This is a genomic window from Antrihabitans stalactiti (assembly GCF_012932915.1).
Lineage (GTDB): Bacteria > Actinomycetota > Actinomycetes > Mycobacteriales > Mycobacteriaceae > Antrihabitans > Antrihabitans stalactiti.
In genome coordinates this window covers 57,649-80,927 of sequence record NZ_VCQU01000011.1, presented here as the reverse complement: position 1 = coordinate 80,927, position 23,279 = coordinate 57,649, and the positions used below count along the sequence as shown (strand labels likewise).

Annotated in this window: 24 protein-coding genes; 13 read left to right on the top strand and 11 right to left on the bottom strand. The window is 63.0% G+C overall.

Annotated elements, in window-relative coordinates; translation table 11 throughout:
• Position 1: 1 nt before the first annotated feature.
• A complete protein-coding gene (locus tag FGL95_RS26145) occupies positions 2-457 on the top strand; it encodes an Rrf2 family transcriptional regulator (RefSeq protein ID WP_169592908.1) in 456 nt (151 codons plus the stop codon).
• Here the strand turns inward: FGL95_RS26145 and FGL95_RS26140 are convergent.
• Entirely contained in the window at positions 454-1,884 is a 1,431-nt protein-coding gene (locus tag FGL95_RS26140) for a threonine/serine exporter family protein (protein WP_338080030.1), read from the bottom strand. The two genes, FGL95_RS26145 and FGL95_RS26140, sit on opposite strands and share 4 nt — an antisense overlap.
• A gap of 122 nt (positions 1,885-2,006) precedes the next feature.
• On the opposite strand from FGL95_RS26140, the gene FGL95_RS26135 reads away from it, so the two are divergent.
• Together FGL95_RS26135 and FGL95_RS26130 are read left to right on the top strand one after the other, a co-directional pair.
• Positions 2,007-2,612, top strand: a complete 606-nt coding sequence (locus FGL95_RS26135) for a TetR/AcrR family transcriptional regulator (protein ID WP_169592902.1) — start codon at positions 2,007-2,009, stop codon at positions 2,610-2,612.
• A 34-nt stretch (positions 2,613-2,646) separates the two neighbouring features.
• On the top strand, positions 2,647-4,968 hold the full coding sequence (locus FGL95_RS26130) for an MMPL family transporter (protein WP_169592899.1): 2,322 nt from the start codon (positions 2,647-2,649) through the stop codon (positions 4,966-4,968).
• Here the strand turns inward: FGL95_RS26130 and FGL95_RS26125 are convergent.
• Genes FGL95_RS26125 through FGL95_RS26110 form a run of 4 tightly spaced genes read right to left on the bottom strand, consistent with a single transcriptional unit; the run spans position 4,961 to position 8,041 of the window.
• Positions 4,961-5,275, bottom strand: coding sequence for a hypothetical protein (locus FGL95_RS26125; RefSeq protein WP_338080029.1), 315 nt, complete (start codon positions 5,273-5,275; stop codon positions 4,961-4,963). The two genes, FGL95_RS26130 and FGL95_RS26125, sit on opposite strands and share 8 nt — an antisense overlap.
• Entirely contained in the window at positions 5,272-6,810 is a 1,539-nt protein-coding gene (locus tag FGL95_RS26120) for a radical SAM protein (protein WP_169592897.1), read from the bottom strand. Before FGL95_RS26120 ends, FGL95_RS26125 begins: the two co-directional genes overlap by 4 nt.
• Positions 6,807-7,259, bottom strand: a complete 453-nt coding sequence (locus FGL95_RS32065; protein ID WP_206072323.1) for a hypothetical protein — start codon at positions 7,257-7,259, stop codon at positions 6,807-6,809. Before FGL95_RS32065 ends, FGL95_RS26120 begins: the two co-directional genes overlap by 4 nt.
• Positions 7,256-8,041, bottom strand: coding sequence for a prolipoprotein diacylglyceryl transferase (locus FGL95_RS26110; RefSeq protein ID WP_338080028.1), 786 nt, complete (start codon positions 8,039-8,041; stop codon positions 7,256-7,258). The genes FGL95_RS32065 and FGL95_RS26110 overlap by 4 nt, the downstream gene beginning before the upstream one ends.
• Before the next feature lie 82 nt (positions 8,042-8,123).
• Here FGL95_RS26110 and FGL95_RS26105 point away from each other — a divergent pair, with 82 nt between their 5' ends.
• The 3 genes from FGL95_RS26105 to tgt are packed head-to-tail and all read left to right on the top strand — an operon-like array spanning position 8,124 to position 13,035.
• Entirely contained in the window at positions 8,124-9,881 is a 1,758-nt protein-coding gene (locus FGL95_RS26105; protein ID WP_169592894.1) for an ABC transporter ATP-binding protein, read from the top strand.
• Positions 9,878-11,794, top strand: coding sequence for an ABC transporter ATP-binding protein (locus FGL95_RS26100; RefSeq protein WP_169592892.1), 1,917 nt, complete (start codon positions 9,878-9,880; stop codon positions 11,792-11,794). The genes FGL95_RS26105 and FGL95_RS26100 overlap by 4 nt, the downstream gene beginning before the upstream one ends.
• Before the next feature lie 23 nt (positions 11,795-11,817).
• Positions 11,818-13,035: a tRNA guanosine(34) transglycosylase Tgt gene (gene tgt / locus FGL95_RS26095; protein WP_169592889.1), complete on the top strand. Its 1,218-nt coding sequence runs from the start codon at positions 11,818-11,820 to the stop codon at positions 13,033-13,035.
• Here tgt and FGL95_RS26090 read toward each other — a convergent pair.
• Positions 13,012-13,758, bottom strand: a complete 747-nt coding sequence (locus FGL95_RS26090) for a queuosine precursor transporter (protein ID WP_338080027.1) — start codon at positions 13,756-13,758, stop codon at positions 13,012-13,014. The two genes, tgt and FGL95_RS26090, sit on opposite strands and share 24 nt — an antisense overlap.
• A gap of 64 nt (positions 13,759-13,822) precedes the next feature.
• On the opposite strand from FGL95_RS26090, the gene FGL95_RS26085 reads away from it, so the two are divergent.
• Positions 13,823-14,398 (top strand): DUF4190 domain-containing protein, encoded by a 576-nt coding sequence (locus FGL95_RS26085; RefSeq protein ID WP_169592886.1) that lies wholly within the window; start codon positions 13,823-13,825, stop codon positions 14,396-14,398.
• Here the strand turns inward: FGL95_RS26085 and gluQRS are convergent.
• Genes gluQRS through FGL95_RS26065 form a run of 4 tightly spaced genes read right to left on the bottom strand, consistent with a single transcriptional unit; the run spans position 14,388 to position 16,937 of the window.
• Entirely contained in the window at positions 14,388-15,266 is an 879-nt protein-coding gene (gene gluQRS, locus FGL95_RS26080; RefSeq protein ID WP_169593137.1) for a tRNA glutamyl-Q(34) synthetase GluQRS, read from the bottom strand. The genes FGL95_RS26085 and gluQRS overlap by 11 nt on opposite strands.
• Positions 15,266-15,850 carry an LURP-one-related family protein gene (locus tag FGL95_RS26075; protein ID WP_169592884.1) on the bottom strand — a complete coding sequence of 195 codons (585 nt, stop codon included), beginning with the start codon at positions 15,848-15,850 and terminating at the stop codon, positions 15,266-15,268. The genes gluQRS and FGL95_RS26075 overlap by 1 nt, the downstream gene beginning before the upstream one ends.
• Before the next feature lie 10 nt (positions 15,851-15,860).
• On the bottom strand, positions 15,861-16,418 hold the full coding sequence (locus FGL95_RS26070; RefSeq protein WP_169592881.1) for a TIGR03086 family metal-binding protein: 558 nt from the start codon (positions 16,416-16,418) through the stop codon (positions 15,861-15,863).
• A 51-nt stretch (positions 16,419-16,469) separates the two neighbouring features.
• Positions 16,470-16,937, bottom strand: a complete 468-nt coding sequence (locus FGL95_RS26065) for a DUF309 domain-containing protein (RefSeq protein ID WP_169592878.1) — start codon at positions 16,935-16,937, stop codon at positions 16,470-16,472.
• 72 nt (positions 16,938-17,009) lie between these two features.
• Here FGL95_RS26065 and FGL95_RS26060 point away from each other — a divergent pair, with 72 nt between their 5' ends.
• The 3 genes from FGL95_RS26060 to FGL95_RS26050 all read left to right on the top strand — a co-directional run bounded on the left by FGL95_RS26060 (position 17,010) and on the right by FGL95_RS26050 (position 20,133).
• Positions 17,010-17,813: a maleylpyruvate isomerase family mycothiol-dependent enzyme gene (locus tag FGL95_RS26060; RefSeq protein ID WP_169592876.1), complete on the top strand. Its 804-nt coding sequence runs from the start codon at positions 17,010-17,012 to the stop codon at positions 17,811-17,813.
• A 95-nt stretch (positions 17,814-17,908) separates the two neighbouring features.
• Positions 17,909-18,130 (top strand): hypothetical protein, encoded by a 222-nt coding sequence (locus FGL95_RS26055; protein WP_169592872.1) that lies wholly within the window; start codon positions 17,909-17,911, stop codon positions 18,128-18,130.
• Positions 18,127-20,133, top strand: a complete 2,007-nt coding sequence (locus FGL95_RS26050; protein WP_169592869.1) for a hypothetical protein — start codon at positions 18,127-18,129, stop codon at positions 20,131-20,133. The genes FGL95_RS26055 and FGL95_RS26050 overlap by 4 nt, the downstream gene beginning before the upstream one ends.
• A gap of 1 nt (position 20,134) precedes the next feature.
• Here the strand turns inward: FGL95_RS26050 and FGL95_RS33040 are convergent, their stop codons facing one another.
• Positions 20,135-20,233 carry a DUF202 domain-containing protein gene (locus FGL95_RS33040; RefSeq protein WP_338080026.1) on the bottom strand — a complete coding sequence of 33 codons (99 nt, stop codon included), beginning with the start codon at positions 20,231-20,233 and terminating at the stop codon, positions 20,135-20,137.
• A gap of 139 nt (positions 20,234-20,372) precedes the next feature.
• Here FGL95_RS33040 and FGL95_RS26040 point away from each other — a divergent pair, with 139 nt between their 5' ends.
• From FGL95_RS26040 to FGL95_RS26030, 3 genes are all read left to right on the top strand, one after another.
• Entirely contained in the window at positions 20,373-21,491 is a 1,119-nt protein-coding gene (locus FGL95_RS26040) for a ferredoxin reductase (RefSeq protein ID WP_169592866.1), read from the top strand.
• Between the two features lie 26 nt (positions 21,492-21,517).
• On the top strand, positions 21,518-22,651 hold the full coding sequence (locus FGL95_RS26035; protein ID WP_169592863.1) for a fatty acid desaturase family protein: 1,134 nt from the start codon (positions 21,518-21,520) through the stop codon (positions 22,649-22,651).
• A gap of 116 nt (positions 22,652-22,767) precedes the next feature.
• The gene (locus tag FGL95_RS26030; RefSeq protein WP_169592860.1) at positions 22,768-23,208 is read left to right on the top strand and encodes an Rv0361 family membrane protein; all 441 of its coding nucleotides are present in this window, start codon (positions 22,768-22,770) and stop codon (positions 23,206-23,208) included.
• Positions 23,209-23,279: the final 71 nt, after the last annotated feature.

The following is a 23,279-nucleotide window of genomic DNA, read 5'->3' as shown; positions in this document are numbered from 1 at the left end:
CGTGCACATCACGGCAAGAGTCGACTGTGCTGTGCGTGTTCTGCTCGAACTCGCCCATTCCAGCGGCGAACCCGCGAAGGCCGAGGCAATCGCGAGCGCGCAGGCGATCCCGCCGAAGTTCCTCGAAGCGGTCCTCGGCGACCTGCGTCGTAGTGATCTCGTGTGCAGTCGACGCGGTCCGGACGGTGGGTACTGGCTGGCCAAGCCTGCGGCCGAGATCAGCATCGCTGACGTGATTCGCTCGGTCGAGGGACCACTTGCGTCGGTCGTCGGGCAGCGGCCGGAGGATGTTCGATATTCGGGCTATGCCGAGCCGTTGCAGCAGGTGTGGATCGCTGTACGCGTCAATCTGCGTGCCGTGCTCGAAAAGGTGAGTATCGACGACGTCGCGCGTAATGAGTTGCCGGAATTCATTGCCGACCTCACTGCGGACCCGGGAGCATGGCGTCGCCGCTAATCCAGGCGTCGATCGGCCGGTTCGAGCGGTCCGGCCATGCGCGGACCGGAGAGCTTCCGTTCGAGTCTGCCGAGCCCGGTACGGACCGGCTGGGCCAGGAATTCGCCGAGTACGACACCTGCCGCGAGCGCCAAGCCGATTCCGATGGCGGACATGATGGTCGAGATATCGCCGCTGCGCTCGACGCCGAGTTGATAGAGACCGCGATAGGTAGACAGGCCGGGTAGCAGTGGAGTGATGCCGGATACGGCGACGACGAGCGGTGTCACTTTGAGCCTGCGGGCGAGGACGCCGCCGCAGAATCCGACGAGCGCTGCCGCGAAGGCCGAGGCCCCGACCGCGCCGATGTCGGTCAACATGAGTCCGCCGTAGACCGCGCCGCCGATTCCGCCGGCTGCTCCGGCGACCGCCATGCCGCGAAAGGTCGAGTACGACGCGAGTGCGAAACACGCCGCTGCGCCGATGCTGCCCAGGACGATCAGCGGCAGCCGTTGCGGCGTTGTGCCGACGACCTCGGGCAACGGCGTCCGCGGCAGCCCCAGTAGGACCGCAATCTTGAGCGCCAAAACCACGCCCGCAATCAAACCGGCGCTCATCAGGATCGTTTCGACGATGCGACCGGCGGCGGTCACGTTGTAGCCGGTGATCGCATCCTGCACCGCCGAGACTGTCGAAAGCCCGGAGAGCAGCACGGTGATCGCAGCGGCGACCAGCAGCGTGGGTTTGTCCGTCGTAAGGAGATTGCTGCTCACCACGGCCATCGCCGACAGCGTCGCGACCAGTCCACCCACTATCTGCTGGTAGAAGAACGGCAACTGGTAGCGGTTGAGCCTACGACCGACGCGGTCGACGACGGCGCTGATGACCATGGCGACGATCGCGATATCGAAGCCGCCGCCGAGGATCATGGTGATGAACGCGGCGAGGCCGCCCCACGCAAGCGTGGCAACCCAGCGGGGGTAGGGGTGCGGCGCGCTAGTCATGGCCTGGAGTTCGAGGTGGGCGGCCTTGGCGTCGATGTTCCCTCGGACGATCTTGTGAACCAGGATCTCCGCAGCGGTCAACCGGGTGTAGTCGAGGCTTCGGGATCGGACGACGCGCAGCGCGGTGACCGGCGCCATCGTCGTGCCGCGGTGGCACGTGACGGTGATCGACGTGAAGATGACGTCGACCTCGCATTGCGGGAGTCCGAGCGCGGTGGTGAGCGCGATGATCGTGGCCGTGACGTCGGATGCACCTGCGCCACTGGACATTTGGACCTCACCCAGGCGCAAGGACACGTCGAGTACGAAGTTGACGGTCGCGTCGTCGGGTGGCTGTGGACCGATGGCGTCGTGTGCTGTAGCGACGGGTTCTCGCGTTCTGACGGCCTTGATCTGTCTGCGCACCCGCTGCCGCAGCCGTGCGGTGCGCACGTTGACACTCACGTTCGGACCTCCCTGTGTTGCGTGACTGCCGTCACAGCTTGCTCCGTTGTGTAACCAAACACACTCACATTGCATATCTCTGCAAACTTGCACGGCTCTGCAAGTTCCGTATGGTTGAACGCATGACCAGTTCAACCGGACTCCGAGACCGAAAAAAGGCTGCGACCCGCGCTGCGCTCAGTGCGGCCGCCGTCCGGCTCTCGCGCGTGCACGGTCTGGATGGGGTGACCGCGGAGGCCATCGCCGCCGAAGCCGATGTTTCAACGCGCACCTTCCACAACTACTTCGCTTCGAAGGAGGACGCAATCCTCTACCAAGCGGAAGCGTCCGTCCAGGAGTGGGTCGATGCACTTCGCGCCTGCCCGGAGGATGAGTCGATCTGGGACTCGCTCGAACGGTTGGCCGTCGCATATGTGTCCGATACGACCCGCGACATCGAAGAGATGTGTGCCCTACCTCGGCTCATCGAAGAGTCGCCTGCACTCATGGTCAAGACGATGCAGATGCACAACAACGTGTCTCGGCTGTTCGGCGAGGCGCTTGCGGAACGGACCGGCACCGACATCGATTCCGATCTCTATCCCAACCTCCTTCAGGTAGCCATCGGCGGCGCCGTGAAGACGGTGCTCGAACTGTCCATCAGCGAGAACGCACAGGGCAGAACCCCAGCTCAACTCATGACCGAAGCGCTCGCGCTCATTCGTCGCGGCCTGCCGCAACCCAACTGAGAACTGCTCGAACCACCCCCACCAGGAGTACATCGTGGCTACCTATTTGTATCGAATCGGTAAGTTCGCTTACCGAAAAAAAGCGATCGTGTTGTCGCTCTGGCTCGCGGCGCTGGTCCTCGCCGGAATCGGCGCGGCGACGCTCTCCGGCCCGACCAGTGAGTCGTTCTCGATTCCGGGAACGCCTGCGCAGAAGGCGCAGGACCTCATGGCCGAACGATTCCCGGCTGCCCAGGCCGACGACCCGTTCAACTCGTTGAGTGCGCGCTACGTCTTCGCCGCTCCGGCCGGGCAGACGCTCGAATCGCAGCAGAACCAGGCTGCGATGGATGCCGTCATCGCGAAGATCCGCGAGATTCCGCAGGTCAAGGACGCGGCGAAGGCAGGGGACCAGGCAATCGTCAATCCGGTCGTCGCGGCGCGCAATATGACCGACGGCATGGTCAAGCAGGCCGAGAGCAAAGGCACATCGGTCGACCAAGCGGTGGCGAACGCGAAGGCACTCGAACCGCTGAGTCCTGACCAGTCCGTCGGCTACGTCACGGTCCCGTTCAACGGTGGCCAGGGAGACGTGGATGACGAACTACGCAGCGCGATCGACAACGCCGCCCAGGTTGGACGCGACGCGGGCCTCACCGTCGAGGTCAGTGGCAACGCAGCTTCGACCCAATCGCCACCGGGCGGTGCCACCGAACTGGTCGGCATCGGCGTTGCGGCTGTGGTTCTGATGATCACCTTCGGTTCGCTCGTCGCAGCGGGTCTTCCGCTCATCACCGCGATCGTCGGCATCGCCATCGGCAGCATGGGCATCACCATCGCCACCGGATTCATGGACCTGTCGTCCATGACCCCGACTCTCGCCATCATGATCGGTCTGGCTGTTGCGATCGACTACTCGCTGTTCATCGTGTCGCGCTACCGACATGAACTCGAAAACACCGACGACCGGGCAGAAGCTGCAGGTCGAGCAGTGGGAACCGCCGGTTCGGCCGTGGTGTTCGCAGGCTTGACGGTCATCATCGCACTCGTCGCATTGCGAGTCGTCGGCATTCCGTTCCTCTCGGACATGGGTGCTGCCGCAGCGTTTACGGTGCTGATCGCGGTGCTGATCGCGCTGACCCTGTTGCCCGCGATCCTCGGCTTGTTCGGCACGAAGGCCTTCGCAGGCAAGGTGCCTTTCTTGAAGTCACGGGATGCCGAAGGCGATTCGACCAAGCCGACCCGAGCGGTTCGCTTCGCGACCTTCGTGACTCGGGTGCCCGCAGTGCCGCTCATCGCCGGCGTGCTGTTGCTCGGGCTGCTGGCGATCCCAGCGACGAGCCTGGCGCTGTCACTCCCGAACCAGGGCACCGCCGATCCGGCGACCAGCGCTCGCAAGGCCTACGACCTGGTCAACAACAGCTTCGGTCCAGGCAAGAACGGTCCGTTGATGGTGATCGTCGATGCGAAGAACTCTTCGGTCGGTCCGCAGGATGCCTTTGGTCAGGTGCTGTCCACGATCGACGCGCAGAGCGATGTTGCGAACGCGCAGATCGTCGCTGTCAACCAGGCCGGCGATACCGCACAGGTCCTCGTGACGCCCAAGAGTTCACCGAGCAGCGACAGCACAAAGGACCTCGTCCAGAATCTGCGCGACGCCGAGTCCGGGCTGAACTCGAAGATCGGTGTCAGCTACGGCGTCACCGGCCAGACCGCACTCGAGAACGATGTGTCCGACCGCCTGCAGAGCGCCCTGATTCCGTACCTCGCCGTCGTGGTCGGGCTGGCGTTCGTGCTGCTGATGCTCGTCTTCCGCTCGATCCTCGTGCCGCTGACCGCAACCTTGGGCTTCCTGCTCAGCGTTGTCGCAACCTTCGGCGCAACGGTCGCGATCTTCCAGGAAGGCTGGCTCGGCATCATCTCGAACCCGCAGCCGATCGTCAGCTTCATGCCGATCTTCCTGATCGGTGTGGTGTTCGGTCTCGCAATGGACTACCAGGTGTTCCTGGTCAGCCGGATGCGTGAGGAATACATGAAGGGCGCCACCGCGAAGGAAGCAGTCGTCGCAGGCTTCAACCACGGCGCTCGAGTGGTCACTGCAGCGGCCATCATCATGATGTCGGTGTTCGCAGCCTTCATGGCTGAGCCGGATTCCTTCATCAAGGCAATGGGCTTCGCCCTCGCCGCGGCCGTCTTCTTCGACGCCTTCGTGGTCCGGATGGTGATCATCCCGTCCGTGATGGCACTGCTCGGCGACAAGGCGTGGTGGCTGCCCGCATGGCTAGATCGCATCCTGCCGAATGTCGATATCGAAGGCCAGAAGCTGGAGTCCGCTCCGGTCGACCTCGAGAAGAAGGAACTGGTCCCGGTCAGCTAGCCCAGGACCACAGTCGCCAGACGATGGCTGCCAACGCGGCCACAGCGATAACTGCGAGATACCCGATCACCAGTCGGGTATCTCGCAGTTTGCATTTGCTCTGCAGCAGACCCGCTTGCCGTGCCCGGATGTAGCCCACCAGTCCCAGGATCGCGAAACCCAGGACCGCCCACGGACCGAGCAGCCAGGCAAGGACCGCGACCGTCGCGTAAACACACAGCCGCAGGGGGTCGTACGGCTCCTCACCCCTCGTGAGTCTTTTAGGAGTCCCTGGACTCCTAAAAGACTCACGACCTGGTGGGGTCACAGGAGCTGCACTTTCGCGGCAGCCGAGAGGCGCTGACGACCCAACGGCACCCAGGCCTGGACCGCACAGAATGGCGCGCACTGATCCTGCTCGGAACGCGTGCTCACGTGCACACAGCATTGGGTGAGGCGTTCCTCGAGCATCGTCGACATGTCCATGAACGGCTTGACGGTGATGCGGACGACGCGTTCGCCGAGCATCCGACGCAAACGCCGCCGACGACCAGGCAAACCCGACGACGCCAAGGTCAGCAGCGTGGACAGGCCGAGATCGCAGTTCTCACAAATGTTTCGCCATACTTCACCCATCTGCGGATGCGACAGCGACGACTGTTCCGACAGCAATCCGAGCAGCGATTCTTGCACCGCAAGCCGTAGTTCGCGCGGGACTTCCTGGTCGGCGATCCGGTTCGACACCAGACCGAGGTTCTCTTTCAGCCGGTCGTGACCGATCAGCGCGGTGAGCGACCGCCACTGCTCTGAGTCGTCGCGAATCATGTACCCGACCGAGCAGCAATGCGGGTGCGAGCACGGCAGCGCGGTCAGGTCGCGCCAGGTCACCAGGCCGTCGGTCTGCGGACCGAGCCGCTTCAAGACGCCGGTGTGGGTGAGCCTGTTCACCGGATCGATCGCCCCGGACCGGCCCGACCCGAACTGCGGCTGCAGCGATACTCCGCTGATGTAGGGCGTTGCCAGGGCGAGCTTGACGACGTCGCCGATCTCGCCATCGTTGACGCCGAGCGCCGCGGTCATCACGAGGGTCGTGAAAATTGCGCGCTCGGAGAGCCGTTCGACGGCGAGGGCCTTCTGTTTCCGCAGGTCCCCGCCGCGGTGATGCCGCGACGCTTCCGCCGACAGCCCATCGAATTGGAGGTAGACCTCGACGCGCTCCCGATGCTCGGTCAGCAGGTCGAGCAGGTCGTCGTCGCGCGCGATCAGCAGACCGTTGCTGTTGATCAAGATCCGGGTGATCGGCCGACTCGTCAGCTCGTACAGCAGTTCCGGCAGCTGTGGGTGCAACGTCGGTTCGCCGCCGCTGAGCATGACGACGTCGAGCTTGCCGTCTTCGCGTTCGAGCCGCTGGTCGATGTTGGCAAGGATGTCGGCGACCGGGACGATCCCGTTCAGGTCAGGGGACGAGTCGGTGAAACAGGTCGGGCAGCGCAGGTTGCAGGCCTCGGCGATATCGGCCAACAGAATGCACGTGTGCTGGGTCTGCATCTCCGGTAGACCGCGTAGGTAGGCCGACGGAATCGGATCGAAGTTTCCGGCGACGTCCGGGGTGTGCTGTTTGGTCGGCGCGGTCCACTCTTCGAGGTAGGCAAGGATTTCCGGATCCTCGTCGTAGAGCGTGCGAACCAATCCGTGCGTGCGGCAAGCACGTTCGAGCCAGACGCGGTCGTCGCGCGCGGCCAGCCAACCGGACAGCCGAGCGACGTCGGTCAATGGGCGCCAGGGATCCTCGTCGTGGCACAGCGGACAGAAAGCATTGACGTAGCGCAGGATTCGGTCGCCGCGCAGGGGTTTGCCGGTCACCCGAGGCTGCCTTGGAGAATCGAGACGCAGAAGCCGACGAGTATCGACATCAACGCCCAGCCGATCATCAGCCCGATCCCCATCCCTTTGGTCCAGGGCTTCTTGAACGCGATCAAACCGCCGCCACCACCGAACGCGACCACGACGCTCAGCACACCGGAGATCCACAGAAATTGGGTGCCGTCATTGCCGACGTTCGAATCCGCCCCGACGATCGACAGCGCCGCAATCATCACAAGGATGTTGAGGACCACCGACACCGTGATGCCGACGAACACGAAGCCGATGACGATTCCGCCGTCATTGTTGCGCCGCGGCGGCGGATACCCCGGCGGATAAACCGGATACTGCGGCGGCGGATAGGCGGGGTAACCCTGCGGTGGTGGCGGCTGCTGTGGATACGGCCACGGCTCTGCGTCGTCCGGCGGCGGCTGGGGAGGAGTGGTCACGTAGCAACCTTGTGTCGGTGGAATATGTCGTCGTAGTAGCCCCTGCGATAACCGCGGTGCAGGCGCCAGCCGACCAGGACGAGCCCGGGCAGCAGAAACCATTGCGGCCGGGTCAGATCCAGCCACACCGTGTCGTTGGCCCTGGTGAATTCCACGAAGAATCGGAACACCGCGTAGGCCGACACGTACAGCGTGAACAGTTCGCCGGGCTGGCTGATGCGCGGCCGCAACCACAACAGAACTGCGAAAGCGGTCGCCTGGAAAGCGATTTCGTAGAGAAACGACGGATGCATCGCGACGCCGGCAAGGCAGCCAGGGCATTCCGGTCGACTTGCCGGTGCGTGAATGCCCCACGGCAAGCTGGTCGGCCGCCCGGGCGCCTCGGTCAGGAAGCAACCGATCCTGCCGACTGCCATGCCGGCTGCGACTGCGGGAGCGAACAGGTCGCCGGTCTTGGTCTTGTAGCCGATGATCCGCTTCGCGACCAGCACACCGACGTACGCGCCGACCAGACCGCCGAGGATGCTGTGCGAACCGAACGCCCACGCCTGCGCAAAATCGGGGTTGCGTTCCGGGTCTATATGCGGCGTCACGCCGGACAGTCGCATACCGATCGCGCCGCCGACCAGCGCGCCCGTCACCGCGACCAGCGACTGTTCGTGCATTGCCCCACGTCGGCGTGCCTCGGCGGCGAAAACTGCCGCAGCTACAGCAACTCCGAGACCGACGAAAAGGCCGTGCAGACCGATCGTGTGCGCAGCTTCCCCCCATGTCGGACCCACCCGAACACCTTAGAGCCGGAACCGGACACAAGGAGGCGCAACTGTGCGCGGCGCTACAAAGGACCGGTAGCCTTCGATCAAGATGTTGATTCGATTGCTTCGCACCTACCTCTACCCCTACCGACAGCAGTTGGTGGGGGTCGTTGTCTTGCAGTTGATTTCGGTCATCGCATCGCTGTACCTGCCGAGCCTCAACGCCGACATCATCGACAACGGCGTGGTCAAGGGCGATATCGGGTACATCTGGTCGACCGGTCTGACGATGTTCCTGGTCACCGGCCTGCAGATCGCGTGCTCGGTGGGGTCGGTCTATCTCGGTGCGAAAGCCGCGATGGCCGCGGGGCGAGATATTCGCGGCGCGATCCTGCACCGAGTCGGCACGTTCTCCGCGCGCGAAGTGGGTAGTTTCGGTGCGCCGTCACTGATCACGCGCAATACCAACGACGTTCAGCAGGTCCAGCTGCTGATCGTCATGAGCGCGACGATCATGGTGATGGCGCCGATCATGTGCGTCGGCGGCGTCATCATGGCCCTTCGTCAAGACCTCGGCCTGTCGTGGATTCTGGTGCTCGCCGTGCCCGCGCTCGGCCTGTCCATGGGCGTCATCATCGCCAAGATGGTGCCGTTGTTCAGGTCGATGCAGGTCAAGATCGACGCGGTCAATCGAGTTCTACGGGAACAGATCACGGGCATCAGAGTCATTCGGGCCTTCGTCCGCGAACGCAACGAGATGTGGCGATTCGGCGTTGCCAACACCGAACTTACGGAAGCTGCGTTGGGAGTCGGCAGGCTGCTGGCGCTGATGTTCCCGACGGTCATGCTGATCAGCAACGTGACCAGCGTCGCCGTCATCTGGTTCGGTGGCCACGAAATCGACGACGGCTCGATGCAGATCGGGTCGCTGACGGCCTTGCTGAGCTACATCATGCAGATCTTGATGTCGGTGATGATGGCGTCGTTCATGGCGATGCTGGTGCCGCGCGCATCGGTGTGTGCCGAGCGAATCGTCGAGGTGCTCGATACCGAGTCGACTGTCGAGCCGCCGCGTCATCCCGAACCGTTCCACGCTCACCCCGGCTTCGTGGAATTCTCGTTCGCCGAATACGCGTTCCCCGGCGCGGAGGAGCCGGTCCTCAAGTCGATCAGCTTCCGAGCCGAACCAGGCGAGACGACGGCCATCGTAGGGGCCACCGGTTCCGGCAAGTCGACGCTGCTCAACCTCATTCCGCGGCTCATCGACGTGACCGACGGCGTCGTCTACGTCGGCGACACCGACGTCCGCAACCTCGACCCTGACCTGCTGCGCAGCCAGATCGGACTCGTTCCGCAGAAGCCGTACCTGTTCTCTGGGACCGTCGCCAGCAACCTGCGCTACGGCAATCCCGATGCCACCGACGACGAATTGTGGCGATGTCTGGAAATCGCGCAGGCCGCAGACTTCGTCCGCGAGATGCCCCAAGGATTGGATACGCCGGTCGCCCAGGGCGGCACGACGGTTTCCGGCGGCCAGCGCCAGCGCTTGGCCATCGCGCGCGCACTTGTGAAGAAGCCGAACATCTATCTGTTCGACGATTCGTTCTCGGCGCTGGACCTCGCCACTGACGCCCGCCTGCGGGAAGCGCTGCGCCCGGTCACCGAGCAGGCGACGGTCATCATTGTGGCGCAACGGGTGTCGACGATCGTCGATGCCGACCGCATCATCGTGCTCGACGACGGCGAGATCATCGCGATAGGCCGCCACGAGAAACTGCTGGCCGAGTGCCCTGAGTACGCAGAAATCGTCGACTCTCAGATGGCCGCAGCCGGCGCACCACGCTTCGAGAAACGAGACCGGACATGACGCGCCCCGGGATGGCCGCCGCGATACCGGGCGCGCCGGGGACAAAGCCCAAATCCTTCGGTCCCTCGCTGCAGCGGCTCCTGAACAGACTGGCACCCGAGCGGGCATCGATCATGGCGATCGTCGCGTTGGCGATCACCAGCGTGGTGCTGACGACGCTCGGACCGAACCTGCTCGGCCGCGCGACGAACATCATCTTCGACGGCGTCGTCGGCAAGCAGCTCCAGCCCGGGCTGACGAAGGATCAAGCGATCGAGGCGCTTCGAGCCAGCGGCAACGACAAGGTCGCCGACATGCTCTCGGGGATGGCCGTCGTTCCTGGGGTGGGCGTTGATTTCGGTGCCGTGGGCCGGGTGTTGCTGCTGGTCCTCGCGCTCTACATCGGTGCCTCGGTCTTCCAGTGGATGCAGGGTGCACTGCTCAATGTCGTGATTCAGCGCAGCGTGAAGCGTCTGCGCCGAGACATCGAAGACAAGATCCACCGGTTGCCGCTGAGCTATTTCGACAAGGCACCTCGCGGCGACTTGCTGAGCCGCGTGACCAACGACGTCGACAACGTGTCGACGAGCCTGCAGCAGACGATGAGCCAACTGTTGATGTCGGTGCTGTCGGTCCTCGGCATCTTGGGCATGATGCTCTGGATCTCGCCGCTGCTGTCGGTGATCGCATTCCTGACCGTGCCCGCGGCGATCTGGGTGACCGCGCAGATCGCGAAACGGTCGAAGCCACACTTCGTGAACCAGTGGAAGTACACCGGCGAAGTCAACGCGCAGGTCGAGGAGGCCTACACCGGCCACGAACTGGTGAAAGCGTTCGGTCGTAGCAAGGAGGTGGAGCAGGTTTTCGACGAAAAGAACGAAGCACTGTTCCAGGCGAGCTTCCGTGCGCAGTTCATTTCCGGGCTGATCATGCCTGCGATCATGTTTCTCGGAAACCTGAATTACGTGCTCATCGCGGTCGTCGGCGGGCTTCGGGTCGCGTCCGGTTCGCTGAGCCTGGGCGAGGTCCAGGCGTTCATTCAGTACTCGCGTTCGTTCACGCAGCCGCTCACCCAGATCGGCGCGATGGTGAACCTGCTGCAGTCCGGCGTCGCATCGGCCGAGCGCATCTTCGAGATCCTCGATGCCGAGGAGCAGATTCCGGACCCGACGGAAGAAGAGCCGCCGCCGGTCGATCGCGGTCGCGTCGAGTTCCAGAACGTCTCGTTCAGCTACGACCCAGACGTCCCGCTGATCGAACACCTGTCGTTGATTGCCGAGCCTGGTCAGGTTGTTGCGATCGTCGGTCCGACGGGGGCGGGAAAGACGACGCTCGTCAACTTGATCATGCGGTTCTACGAGGTGGGCGCCGGTCGCATCACGGTGGACGGCGTCGATATTTCGACGATGAGTCGCGACCATCTGCGCGCGCGAATCGGAATGGTGCTGCAGGACACTTGGCTTTTCGGCGGGACCATCAAGGAGAACATCGCGTACGGAAATCCGAACGCGACCGATGACGAGATCTTCGATGCCGCCAGGGCTGCCTACGTCGATCGCTTCGCGCACTCGCTGCCCGACGGCTACGACACGATGATCGATGAAGAGGGCGGCGGGGTCAGTGCGGGCGAGAAGCAGTTGATCACCATTGCCCGAGCGTTCCTGGCGAAGCCGTCGATCCTCATCCTCGACGAAGCGACCAGTTCGGTCGACACTCGGACCGAGACGTTGGTCCAGCACGCGACCGCCGCGCTCCGCAGCGACCGGACCAGTTTCGTCATCGCCCACCGGCTCTCGACCATCCGCGACGCCGATCTCATCGTCGTCATGGAGCACGGTCGCATCGTCGAGCAAGGCACGCACGATCGACTGCTGGCGTCCAACGGCGCATACAGCAGGCTCTACAACAGCCAATTCGTCGGCGCTGAAGCCTAACCGTGCGCGAGTCTGACCCCTCCATGGGTGAAAAGCGCGCACAGTTCGGGTTCGAGGTGCGCACCGAACTGCCAGGCAAGCACGGTCGAACAGGTCTGGTGACAACCCCGCACGGCGACATCGCCACCCCGGCGTTCGTTCCGGTAGGTACCAAGGCCACTGTCAAGGCCGTGCTGCCCGAAATGGTGAAAGCTCATGGCGCCCAGGCGGTTCTGGCAAATGCGTATCACCTGTACCTCCAGCCCGGGTCCGACATCATCGACGAAGCCGGCGGACTGTCGAAGTTCATGAACTGGCACGGACCGACGTTCACCGACAGTGGTGGCTTCCAAGTGATGTCGCTGGGTGTCGGGTTCAAGAAGGTCCTGGCGATGGAAGCAGTCGGCGTACGGTCCGACGATGTCATCGCCAAAGGCAAAGAACGTCTTGCCGTGGTCGACGACGACGGTGTGACCTTCAAGTCTCACCTCGACGGGTCGACACACCGATTCACGCCGGAGATCTCGATGCAGATCCAGCACCGAATCGGTGCCGACATCATCTTCGCGTTCGACGAGCTCACCACCCTGCTCAACACCCGTACCTACCAGGAGAAGTCGGTCGACCGGACGCAGGCGTGGGCTGCTCGGTGCGTCGCCGAGCACCAACGACTGACCGCTGAGCGCGCGACCAAGCCGTATCAAGCACTCTTCGGTGTGGTGCAGGGCGCGCAATACGAAGACCTGCGCCGGCAGGCCAGCAAAGGGTTGGCGGCGTTGGACTTCGACGGCTTCGGCATCGGGGGAGCGCTGGAGAAACACAATCTGGGCACGATCGTCGGCTGGTGCAGCGACGAACTTCCAGCGCACAAGCCACGGCACATGCTGGGTATCAGCGAACCCGACGACCTGTTCGTCGCTATCGCGAACGGCGCAGACACCTTCGACTGCGTCAACCCGTCACGCGTCGCCCGCAACGCTGCGATCTACGCACCGACCGGGCGCTTCAACATCGACACCAGCCGGTTCCGTCGCGATTTCACGCCGATCGACGACGAATGCGACTGCTACACCTGCACGCATTACACCCGCGCCTACCTTCATCACCTGTTCAAGGCGAAGGAGATGCTGGCGTCGACGCTGTGCACGATTCACAACGAGCGCTTCACGATTGCGCTTGTCGATCGAATTCGCGACAGCATCGACGGCGGCTATTTCGACGACTTGAAGGCGCAGACGCTAGCGACTTTCTACAAGTCCTGACGCACCGTAGGTAGGCTCGCGCTTCTTGATGATCGCGATCGCCTGGTAGGTGAACGGCATCACGACCACCTCGACGAGCGTCTTCCACAGGAACCCGACGAGCACGTAGTTTATGAAGTCGCGCCAGGTGTTGATACCGATGGCGCCTGCCGCGATCGAGCAGAAGATCAACGTGTCTGCGAATTCGCCGACGATGGTCGAACCGATCAGCCGCGCCCACAGGTGCTTTTCCTTGGTTTTTTCCTTGATGAGAACCAAGACGTAGGAATTGAGGATCTGACCTACGAGGAATGCGACGACGCCGGCAAGGACCAGTCGGGGGACCACACCGACGATCGATTGGAAATCGTGCTGCCGGACAGGGTCCGCCGAGGGCAGTTCGGTCGCGATCCAGAAACAGAAGGCGCCGAGGATGAGTGCCCCGAAGCCGATGTAGATGGCGCGACTGGTCGCCCGGAATCCGTAGACCTCGCTCAGCACGTCGCCGAGGATGTAGGCGAGTGGGAACAGGAAGAACGCGCCGTCGGTATTGATCGGCAGAATTTGCAGCGGACCGACGGAGACGTCGAAGTTGCCCAGGAACACCACCCATTTGGCGGCGCACACATTCGAGATGATCAGCGTCGCGGTGAACAGCGCCACGATGATGGGGTAGTACCCCCTGCTGACGTGGGCGAACGCTGCATGCTCGGCATCTCGGTCCTGCGATTTCGACTCGGTCACGGCCAATATCCAATCAGCCCGAACTGTCTCGCATGTACGCGGCCGGTACCTTACGCTCATCGGCATGACGAATTCTGGGTCGGGCGACTGGTTACGTAAGGGCGACAACGACGCTCAGTCGAACGACAACGTCCCGGCGGACGCACCCCCGCCCGGGTCCCGGCCACAGTTCGACGACATTCCACCGCCGCCCGGACCGTACGAGCAGACGTTGCGCTACGAGACGCCCGGACCGCCCATCCCGCCGTACCCAGGCCCGCCGCCGCAGCAGCCGTACGGTCAGCAGCCGTATCAAGGTCAGGGTGGCTACCCGCCGCCCGCGTACCCGCAGGGCTACGGCGATTTTCCGCGACCGGCAGGCCAGAACGGCATGGCTATCGCGTCATTGTGCGTCGGTATCGCAGCGCTTCCCCTGTCTCTGTTCTGCGGAGTTCTCGGACTGGCGGGCATCGTTGCCGTGATTCTCGGTGTCGTCGCGCTGAATCAGATCAAGCAGACCGGCCAAGACGGCCGTGGCCTGGCGATCGGCGGAATTGTCATCGGCGGCATCGACATTCTGCTTGCGGCCATCGTGATCATCTTCTTCGCCGCAGCGATCGGGAGCATCAATTACAACTCGCTCGGCGTCGCTACGTACTGACCACCCACGGCGTGGTCGGTAGCCGGCGCGGATCGAACGTGTCCAGCATTGCGTGCGACGTAGTGCCGACCAGGCCCAACGACGCCGCGATCGTTTCCAACACCTGACCTGCCGTCTGCCCGCCGGCGATCAGCTCCGACAGCGTCACCGGACCGTCCCGTTTTGCCAGGCGCTGACCTGTTTCGTTGAGCGCCAACGGAACATGCGCGTAGGTGGGAATCGGCAGGTCGAGGACCTCGGCGAGGTAGGCCTGCCGCGGCGTCGAGGAGAGCAGGTCGTCACCTCGGACCACTTGGTCTACGCGCTGGTCGGCGTCGTCGACGACGACCGCGAGGTTGTAGGCGGTGGTGCCGTCGCCCCGGCGTAGCACCAGGTCGTCGACGAGGCCGGTGAACCGCCCGTGCAACTCGTCGACGATCGTGAACTCCCGGACCGCAGCACGAAGCCGCAGCGCAGGCGGTCGACCCGCGGCTCGCTTTGCGGTTCGCTCGCTGTCGGTAAGGCCACGACACGTCCCCGGATATGCACCTTGTGGCGCATGCGGAGCCGACGCTGCCTGCTGGATTTCCCTTCTTGTGCAATAACATTCGTAGGTCAGGCCAGCGTTGATCAGCCGCTCGATCGCTGCGTCGTACACCCCGGACCGCTCGGTTTGGCGGACCACTGGACCGTCCCAGTCGAGCCCGATCGCAGCGAGGTCGGCGATCTGCCGTTGCGCGGCCCCGGGACGGACTCGGTCCAGATCATCGATCCGGAGTACGAAGCCGCGCCCCGTGGACCGTGCGAACAGCCACGCCAACAATGCGGTCCGTAGGTTGCCGATGTGCAGATCACCCGACGGACTCGGGGCGAACCGGCCGTTGCCGATCAGCGACCTTGGAAAGCGTCGAGCGCGACTGCCATGGATGCAGCCACGCGGAAGTCGATTCGCGGATCGCTCACGCGGATGGCGTACGCATCCCGAATGGTCTTGATTCGCTCGCTGACCATCGCTTCTTTCCCCGTCGCTGTGTCGACGAAGTCGAAGTGGAAGATGAACGGCACCCAAAAGTCGCTGAGGTAGGGAATGTAGTCCCAGACCCGACGCAGGACAGCGATCACTGGGCGTCGCTCTTGGCCCTTCGCCTCATAGCCTGGTCCGGCCATGAGCCAGGTCGAGCGGAAAAGGCTCGAGCCGAAATCCTTCTTGAACCAGCCAAGCGGCTGGCCCGACGCATCGAGCACATCGTGCTCGGCATGCAGGTCCAGACGTTGCCTGGCTTTGAAAGTGAAGGCGAGTTGCGACTTGCTGTCATCGGTGAAGAACTGCACTTCTTCTTTCATCTTGAAGCGCTTCTGCTCGGCGAAAGCGAGGAGCTCCCCAAAGCTGCCGTCCGGATTGGCGGCATTGATCTCGTACCGATTCACCAGCAGGGTAATGCGCTGCAGGACGTAGAAGTCGCGGACGTGCATGCGGAGATTCTCACATGGTGCGGCCAAGGTAGGCGAGGACCTTCGTTTGTTGGTCGGCATCTACGGGCACGTCGACAGCTGGACCGAAGGATCCGGAGGTCCGCATCATGTCGCCCATTCCATCAGCGAAGCTCTTCAGGAAATCGAGGTCTTTCGGAGCGATCGACTCGTCGATCCCCGTCGCGTGGGCGATGTCCCAACCGTGGACGACGAGGTCGAAGCAGAAGAACGAATCGACGGTTTTGGCCAACGTCGAGCTGCCGAAGGAACTGTCGTACGAGCGGTTCGCTTTGGCGGGATCATCGAGAATTGCCTGCATAGCGTCGCGTGTGTGCTGCCACGCCGCGCTCGGATCGTCGTCGACGGACGGGCCCGGTGGAATCTCCAAGTCGACTTTGGTGACGAAGTCCGCCTGCGAATCGACGACGTGTCGCAACACATCGCGTGCGCTCCAGCCGTCGCACGGCGAGGCGTCGTCCCACCGGTCCTGCGGTACCGAATCGACGCGTTGCGTGAGAGTGGCAGCGAGCCTGCGGAAGCGGTCTGCGGTGTTCTCTTCTGTAGTCATCCTTCGAGTGTTCCCCCACCGCGCGGCTGTGGATTGCATATTTCGGACAAGCTAGTTGTTAGTCAATCGCGGCTTCAGCTGCTCCGTCGAGAAGGGAGCATCGGCGGCGAGGGATTCGAGCAGGCCATCCGCAAAGTCGACGAGACCGGCTGCGTCGATGCCGTAGGGAGCGGCGCTCCTTCCGATGCGACTCGACGCCCGTCGGAGCAGGGTGCGCGCGCCTTTCGGATTTCCTCGTTGGATATGCGTAATCCCGACGGCAAGTTGCGCTAGCCCCTGCCACAGCTCGCGTTCGTCCTCCGGACCGTTCTTCCAGGCCGCCTCCAGCACTTCGTGCGCATTGAAGGCGAGGCCGCTGTCGAGTAGCTGTTGGGCGTAGGTCAGCGTCTCTTCCGGAGGAAGATCGAGGTCGTCCGGGATGCGCGCTGCGCCGATGCTGCCCGGGGGCAAGGGGCGCCCCAGCGCATCTCGCGCACGGGCGTTGCGCGCTCGGCCCGTTTCATCACGGTCTCGGTCCACTCCTAGACCTTAGGCTCGGCCGATCCCGCCGAACCGATGTGACGGCTTGGCGCCTGTACTAACGTCGCGGACGTGAGCGATATTGCGGAGATCGTCGATGATTTGCAGGAGGAATGGGCGGCGACCGACCGCCTCCTGGAGAAGCTGAACGATCAATTGTGGAAGACGCAGACACCGAGTCCGGGCTGGAAGATCAAGGATCAGATCGCCCATCTCGCAACCAGCGACGCCGCAACGCTGACCGCATGCAAATTCGTTCGGGTTGCCACTCCTGCCGCGGCGGTCGGCTCGGCCGGACGTGCGATCGACCCCGCGCTGTTGGGGGACGGCACCGCACGCCTGACCGGTTTTGCCCCGCGACCGGTCATGCTCGGTCTGTGGCGAAGTACCCGCAAGTCGTTGGCCACGGCATTGAAGAATCTGCCGCCTGACAGCCGCATTCCGTGGTTCAGCGGGTTGGTCACGCCTGAGTGGATGGCCAAGGCCAGGTTGATGGAGGCATGGGCGCACACCCTCGATATCGCGGACACGATCGGCGTCGAGGTCGTCGGCACTGACCGCCTGAAGTACATCGCCGAACTCGCCGTCCACAACCAGAAAGCATCGTTCGACGCGCACAACCAGCCGCTTCCCGACGAAGAAATCAGGGTCGAGTTGTCGCTACCCAGCGGAAAGACGTGGACCGGCGGGCACGCGCACACCTCGCAGCGCGTTCTCGGCAGCGCCCTCGACTTCGCCTTGGTCGCCACCCGTCGTAGGCATCGCGAAGACACGGCATTGCAGGCCGTCGGGCATGAAGCCGACCGTTGGCTCGAAATCGTGCAGGCCTACCAAGGCTCCCCCGGCGCGGGTCGCGAACCGCTCAACGAGCAATAACGGGGAAAACGTCGGTTCTCCTGTCTCGCCAGCAGCGCGAGCTTAGGGTCGAAATCACGACAGCAGGGTCGTGGGACTTCGAGCGGGAGAGTGCAATGAGTGAACGCGCGCAAACACTGGCGGACGAGCTGGGCGGTTCGCTGCCCGACAAGTTCAGGGCTTTGCCCGAGGAGCGGCTCACCTGGCTCGTCGACACGCTCAAACACGCAAAAGTCCATCAGTTGGCCGAGCTGGACAAGAGCACCGAAGCGACGATCAACGGCTTGCCGATGATGCTTCGCGGACCGGTCCGGGCGATCATCGGGGGCAAGAAATGAGCGACGCTGTCGACACAAAAGCAGAGATCATCAAGCTGTCCCGGGTACTCGGGGAAGACGTTGCCGCGCTCGAATTCCTCGAAACGATCGGTTGGCGCCAGCTTCGCGAATTTCGCTACCTCGTAGCCGATCAGTTCTTCGAAGGCGCAGAGTCGCGATTGAAGAACCTCGCCGCCGCCGCCAAGTTGGTACCGAATCCGATAATCGTCAAGCTCGCCCCGATCTACTTCGAGCCTCGCCTGGCTGCCGGCGTCGCGGGCCTGGTCGACGAGGAGAAGGCGCTGAAGCTCGTCCCGAAGTTGCCGGTGAGCTTGATGGCGGAGACGCTGCCATACGTCGACCCCCGCAAGATCGGCCAGCTGGTGTCGAAAGTTCCCGTCGACGTGGCCCGCAAACTGCTTCCCGTGATGATCGCCTCCGGTGAATACATCTCGATGGGTCAGCTCGTCGATTTCGTCACCCCTGAGCAATTGGCAGGCGTGCTGCCGATCCTCGATGACGTCTCGCTGCTCAGAATCGCCGAGGTCACCGAGAACAAGGATCAGTTCGACATCATCATTCCGCTCATCGACGACGCTCGGATCGCGCGGGTGATCCAGACCGCGAGAGAAGAGAATCTGCTCGACGTCGCCATCGAGCTCCTCAACGAGGTCAACGTTCACACGCGGGGGCGCATGGCGAACATCGCCGCCCAGCAGAGTGACAAGGTGCTGAACGCGCTGGTCGAGGCGGTGGATTCGGCAGGTGAGTGGGACATGCTGCTGCCGACCACCCGGCAGATGACCCCGCAGAATCTCGCACGGTTTGCGAAGGCCAAGGCGCTCGACGGCGCCGAGGTGATGAGTACGTTGGTCGAATCTGCGGTCCGCAACGATGTATGGGACGCGCTGTTACCGATGGTTCCGCACCTGAGCGATGCGGGGTTGAGCGGCCTCGCAAGTGTCTCGGCATTCCAGGATCGAGCGGTCGTCGCCAAGGTCGTCAACGAAGCAGTAGGCACCGCACAAGGGTCGGCCGCACTGTTCGCGTCTGCATTGCCATTGATTTCCCGAGTTTCTGAGCAGGTCAAACGGGTATTCGCCGACGAGATCGGCAAGCTCGACCCAGCGACCTTCGAGCGTGAAGTGAAGGGCGTCGTCGCTGCAGGCAAGCTGTCGGACTTGTTGCCGCTGGTCTCGCTGCTGCCGAAGCCGAAGCAAGACGCGGTGTCCACGATCGCAGCGAACTTCGATCCGACCGAAATGCACAGCGCCCTCGTCGCCGCGAGTGACAACGGCGTGCTCCCCGAAATGCTCGAAGTCGCGGCGGGGATGCCGCTCGACAAGCGGGAGCAAGCCATCGGCATCATCACCGACAACGAAGACGACGACCTGCTGGGCACCACTCTCGAGCCGGATCAGCAGCAGAACGTCTGGAATCAAGTACTGAAGCTGTCGAGCAACGTTCCGCTGCCTGCGCTGCAACGACTGTCCGACCAGGCTGCCTTCCTCAATCTCGAGAACGTGCTACCAAGCGTCATGCAGGCTGCGGAATTCACGAACGAGTGGAATACCGGGCTGGCGATTCTGGGTGGCATTCACGACCGCGCGCGTAAGGACGGCGTCCCCGTGCAGGTGACGGTCCAGGGTCGTCTCGTGCAGAAGGCCGCCGAAAAGGCGCTGGAAGCGGGACTACTCGACAAGGCCGGGCTCGGCAAGGACTTGTTGGAGCAGTACGCGAAAGAGCAAGGGATCGCGAAAGAATTCGACGAAACCGTTCTGCTCGCATCAGGGGCCGCCAGGGGCGCCGCGACGCAGGTGGTGCAGATGTCGTTCGGTGCGATCGAAGACGGCGTGAGCCCGATCCGGGCCTTGGCAGATCAGGTGCCCGGCGGAAAGTCGGTTGCCGGCGCAGTGAGCGAGGCAGCTGGGAAAGCCAGTGGGCTCGCGTCGAGTCTGTTCGAGCGCGCGAAGGCAGCCACGCATGCAGTCACTCAGGACAAGGCCACCCACGAAGGGGAGTAGTTCAGAAGAGGGTTACCAAGCCGAGTGAGGTCCGCATCCAGGCGAGAAAAGTGTGCTCACTTGCGAGGGTGAACCGTAATTCTATTCGGCGCCCCGACACAGCGCCATCCTTCAGCTTTCTGTGAGCTGGGTCATAAAGACCGCGCTGTGTGGCGGAAGTCGCTGCCCCACGTCTTGCTGTTACCAGCAATCACCCCTAACGTATTCGGTGTACAAACGTTCACCGAATGGAGCAGATCATGTCCGCAGGTACCCAAGTTCTGACATCGTCGAAGCTGGGCCGGCGCGTGCTGCGTTCGTCCCTGGTGAAGGCAGCCTTCACGCCCCACGGCGTAGACCGCTACGTCGAGATGATCGATCCGCTGTGGTCTCCTACCGAAGTTCGGGCCGAAATCAAGCAGGTCACCCGCAAGACCGCGGACAGTGTCACGCTGGTCCTGCGGCCGAATTCCAACTGGCAGGGCTTCCGGGCAGGGCAGTTCGTCCGCCTGTCGGTCGACATCGACGGAGTGCGTCGAACCCGGTGCTACTCGCCGGCGAACTCGCAGTTCCGCCGCGACGGTCTCATCGAGTTGACGGTCAAGGTCGACCCGAACGGGCTCGTGTCGAGGCACCTCCGAGACAACGCTGTTTCCGGAACAGTTGTTCACTTATCGCAGGCGCAAGGCGAGTTCGTCATGCCGTTGCCGCATCCGCGACGCATCCTGCTCATCAGTGGCGGCTCGGGAATCACCCCGGTGATGTCGATCCTGCGCACCCTGTGCGACAAGGCCTACAACGGCAAGATCACCTTCTTGCATTACGCGTTCACCCAAGACGACGTCATCTATCGCGAAGAACTCGACGCGATCAAGGCGAAGTACGAGTCGGTCAAGATCGTCCGCGCCTACACGAACCAGCCTCTTGGCGGCGACCTGTCCGGCTTCTTCAGCCGCGAGCATTTGATCGCCGCTGACAAGCACTACGCCGAAGCCGAAACCTTCGTCTGCGGTCCGCTGCCGTTGATGGACGCAGTCCGCGGATTGTGGGCCGAGGAAGGCATCGAAGACCAACTGCACCTCGAGCAGTTCGCCGCACCGGTCCGGACCGTCAGCACCGACGACGCCGAAGGCGAAATCAGCTTCTCCAAGTCCGGAATGTCGGCGCCGAACAGCGGCCGCACATTGCTGGAGCAGGCCGAGGATGCCGGGCTCACGCCGGAATACGGCTGCCGCATGGGTATCTGCTTCTCCTGCGTACGTCGCAAGGACGAGGGCACCACTCGCAACGTCATGACCGGTGACCTGTGCAGCGAAACCGAAACCAGCATCAAGCTCTGCGTATCCGTGCCAGTCGGCAACGTTTCCGTCGACCTCTAATCATCTATTCAACCTGGAGGACAGCCATGACCACCACAGCCCACAAAAGGCTCTCGCCCGAAGAAATCGAAGCCTTCGGCAAGGAAATCGACGGTATTCGTCAGCGCGTAGTCGCCGATCTCGGTGAGCGCGACGCCGACTACATCCGCAACATCGTGTCGATCCAGAAGAAGCTCGAAATCGCCGGACGCGGGTTGCTCTTCGTCGGCTTCCTGCCGCCTGCGTGGATCGCCGGAGTGACCGCGCTGTCGCTGTCGAAAATCATCGACAACATGGAGATCGGCCACAACGTCATGCACGGTCAATACGACTGGATGCAGGACCCGGCGCTGACCTCGGGCACCTTCGAGTGGGACAACACGATCGCGAGCGACAGCTGGCGCTACACCCACAACTACATCCACCACACGTTCACCAACATTGTCGGCAAGGATCACGACGCCACCGGTTACGGCGTCATGCGCCTGACCGAGGAAACGCCGTGGCACCCGGTCTGGCTCGGTAACCCGATCTATGCGTTCCTGCTGCAGAGCTTCTTCCAGTGGGGCACCGCCCTCCAGGAGCTCGAGTCGGAGAAGATGATTCGCGGCGAGAAGACCTGGGCCGAAGCTCAGGACGCGTTCGGTCGCTTCCTTCGGAAGTCCGGTCCGCAGGCGCTCAAGGACTACGTGATCTTCCCGGTCCTGTCCGGTCCCTTTGCTCCGCTGACCTTCGCCGGTAACGCGACGGCGAACTTCATTCGCAACTGGTGGGCCTCGTCGGTCATCTTCTGCGGTCACTTCCCCGAAGGCGTGCAGACGTTCTCGATCGAAGAGACCGAAGACGAAAGCAAGGCCGGTTGGTACTACCGCCAGGTCTGTGGCTCGGCCAACTTCACCGGCGGCCGCTGGTTGCAGATCCTCTCGGGCAACCTGAGCTTCCAGATCGAGCACCACCTCTTCCCCGACCTGCCGGCGAGCCGGTACGAAGAAATGTCGGTCGAGGTCAAGGAGATCTGCGAACGCTACGGCGTGCCGTACCACAACCAGGCGATGCACAAGCAGCTCGCCAGCGTATGGAAGAAGATCTTCAAGCTGGCTCTGCCGGACCGTAAGTCGGCAAAGCTCTCGCTCGTTCCGACGCGCGTTGCCGATAAGGCGAAGGAACTGATCAGCGCCTGACCCGCACAATTAGACCGAAGAAGCGGCGTCCCCAGCTGGGGGCGCCGCTTTTCGTTGGGTGTTTTGTCGCTTACGTTCTACATGCCAACCCCAGGCCTCACCGACAGGACTGCTCAATGACGAAATCTCAGCGACCACTCAAGAGACGCGCGATCGCTGCCGGTGCGTTGGTCATCGTAGGTCTGTTCGCGCCCGCGTGTTCGTCGACGAACGACAAGTCAGCACTGACCGAAGAGCAGCAGATCGAAGCGGCTGTGAAGTCCTTCTACGAGGCCTGGTCGTCCGGTGGCGCAAAGGCAGCGTTGGCATTGTCCTGCGAGGCGAGTCGCACCGAATTCGACCAAGCTTCCAAAGACGAGCTCGCCGTTCTCGACGACGTCGAGATCGAGCTCGTCAAGATGGAGAACATCAAGGTCGTGGGCGACAGCGCACACGTCGATGTCACGACGAAAGCCACGTACAAAGGCGAGGCGCAGAAACCGTCCACCGAGAACAGCCTCCTCAAGAAAGAGGACGGCAAATGGAAGCCGTGTGACGACATGACGGAGGAGAAGTAGCGAAGTCCCCCAATAGGGACATTTATTTGCCGTTCGGCTGCGAAGACGCGCGCGGTATGTCCTACTTGCCG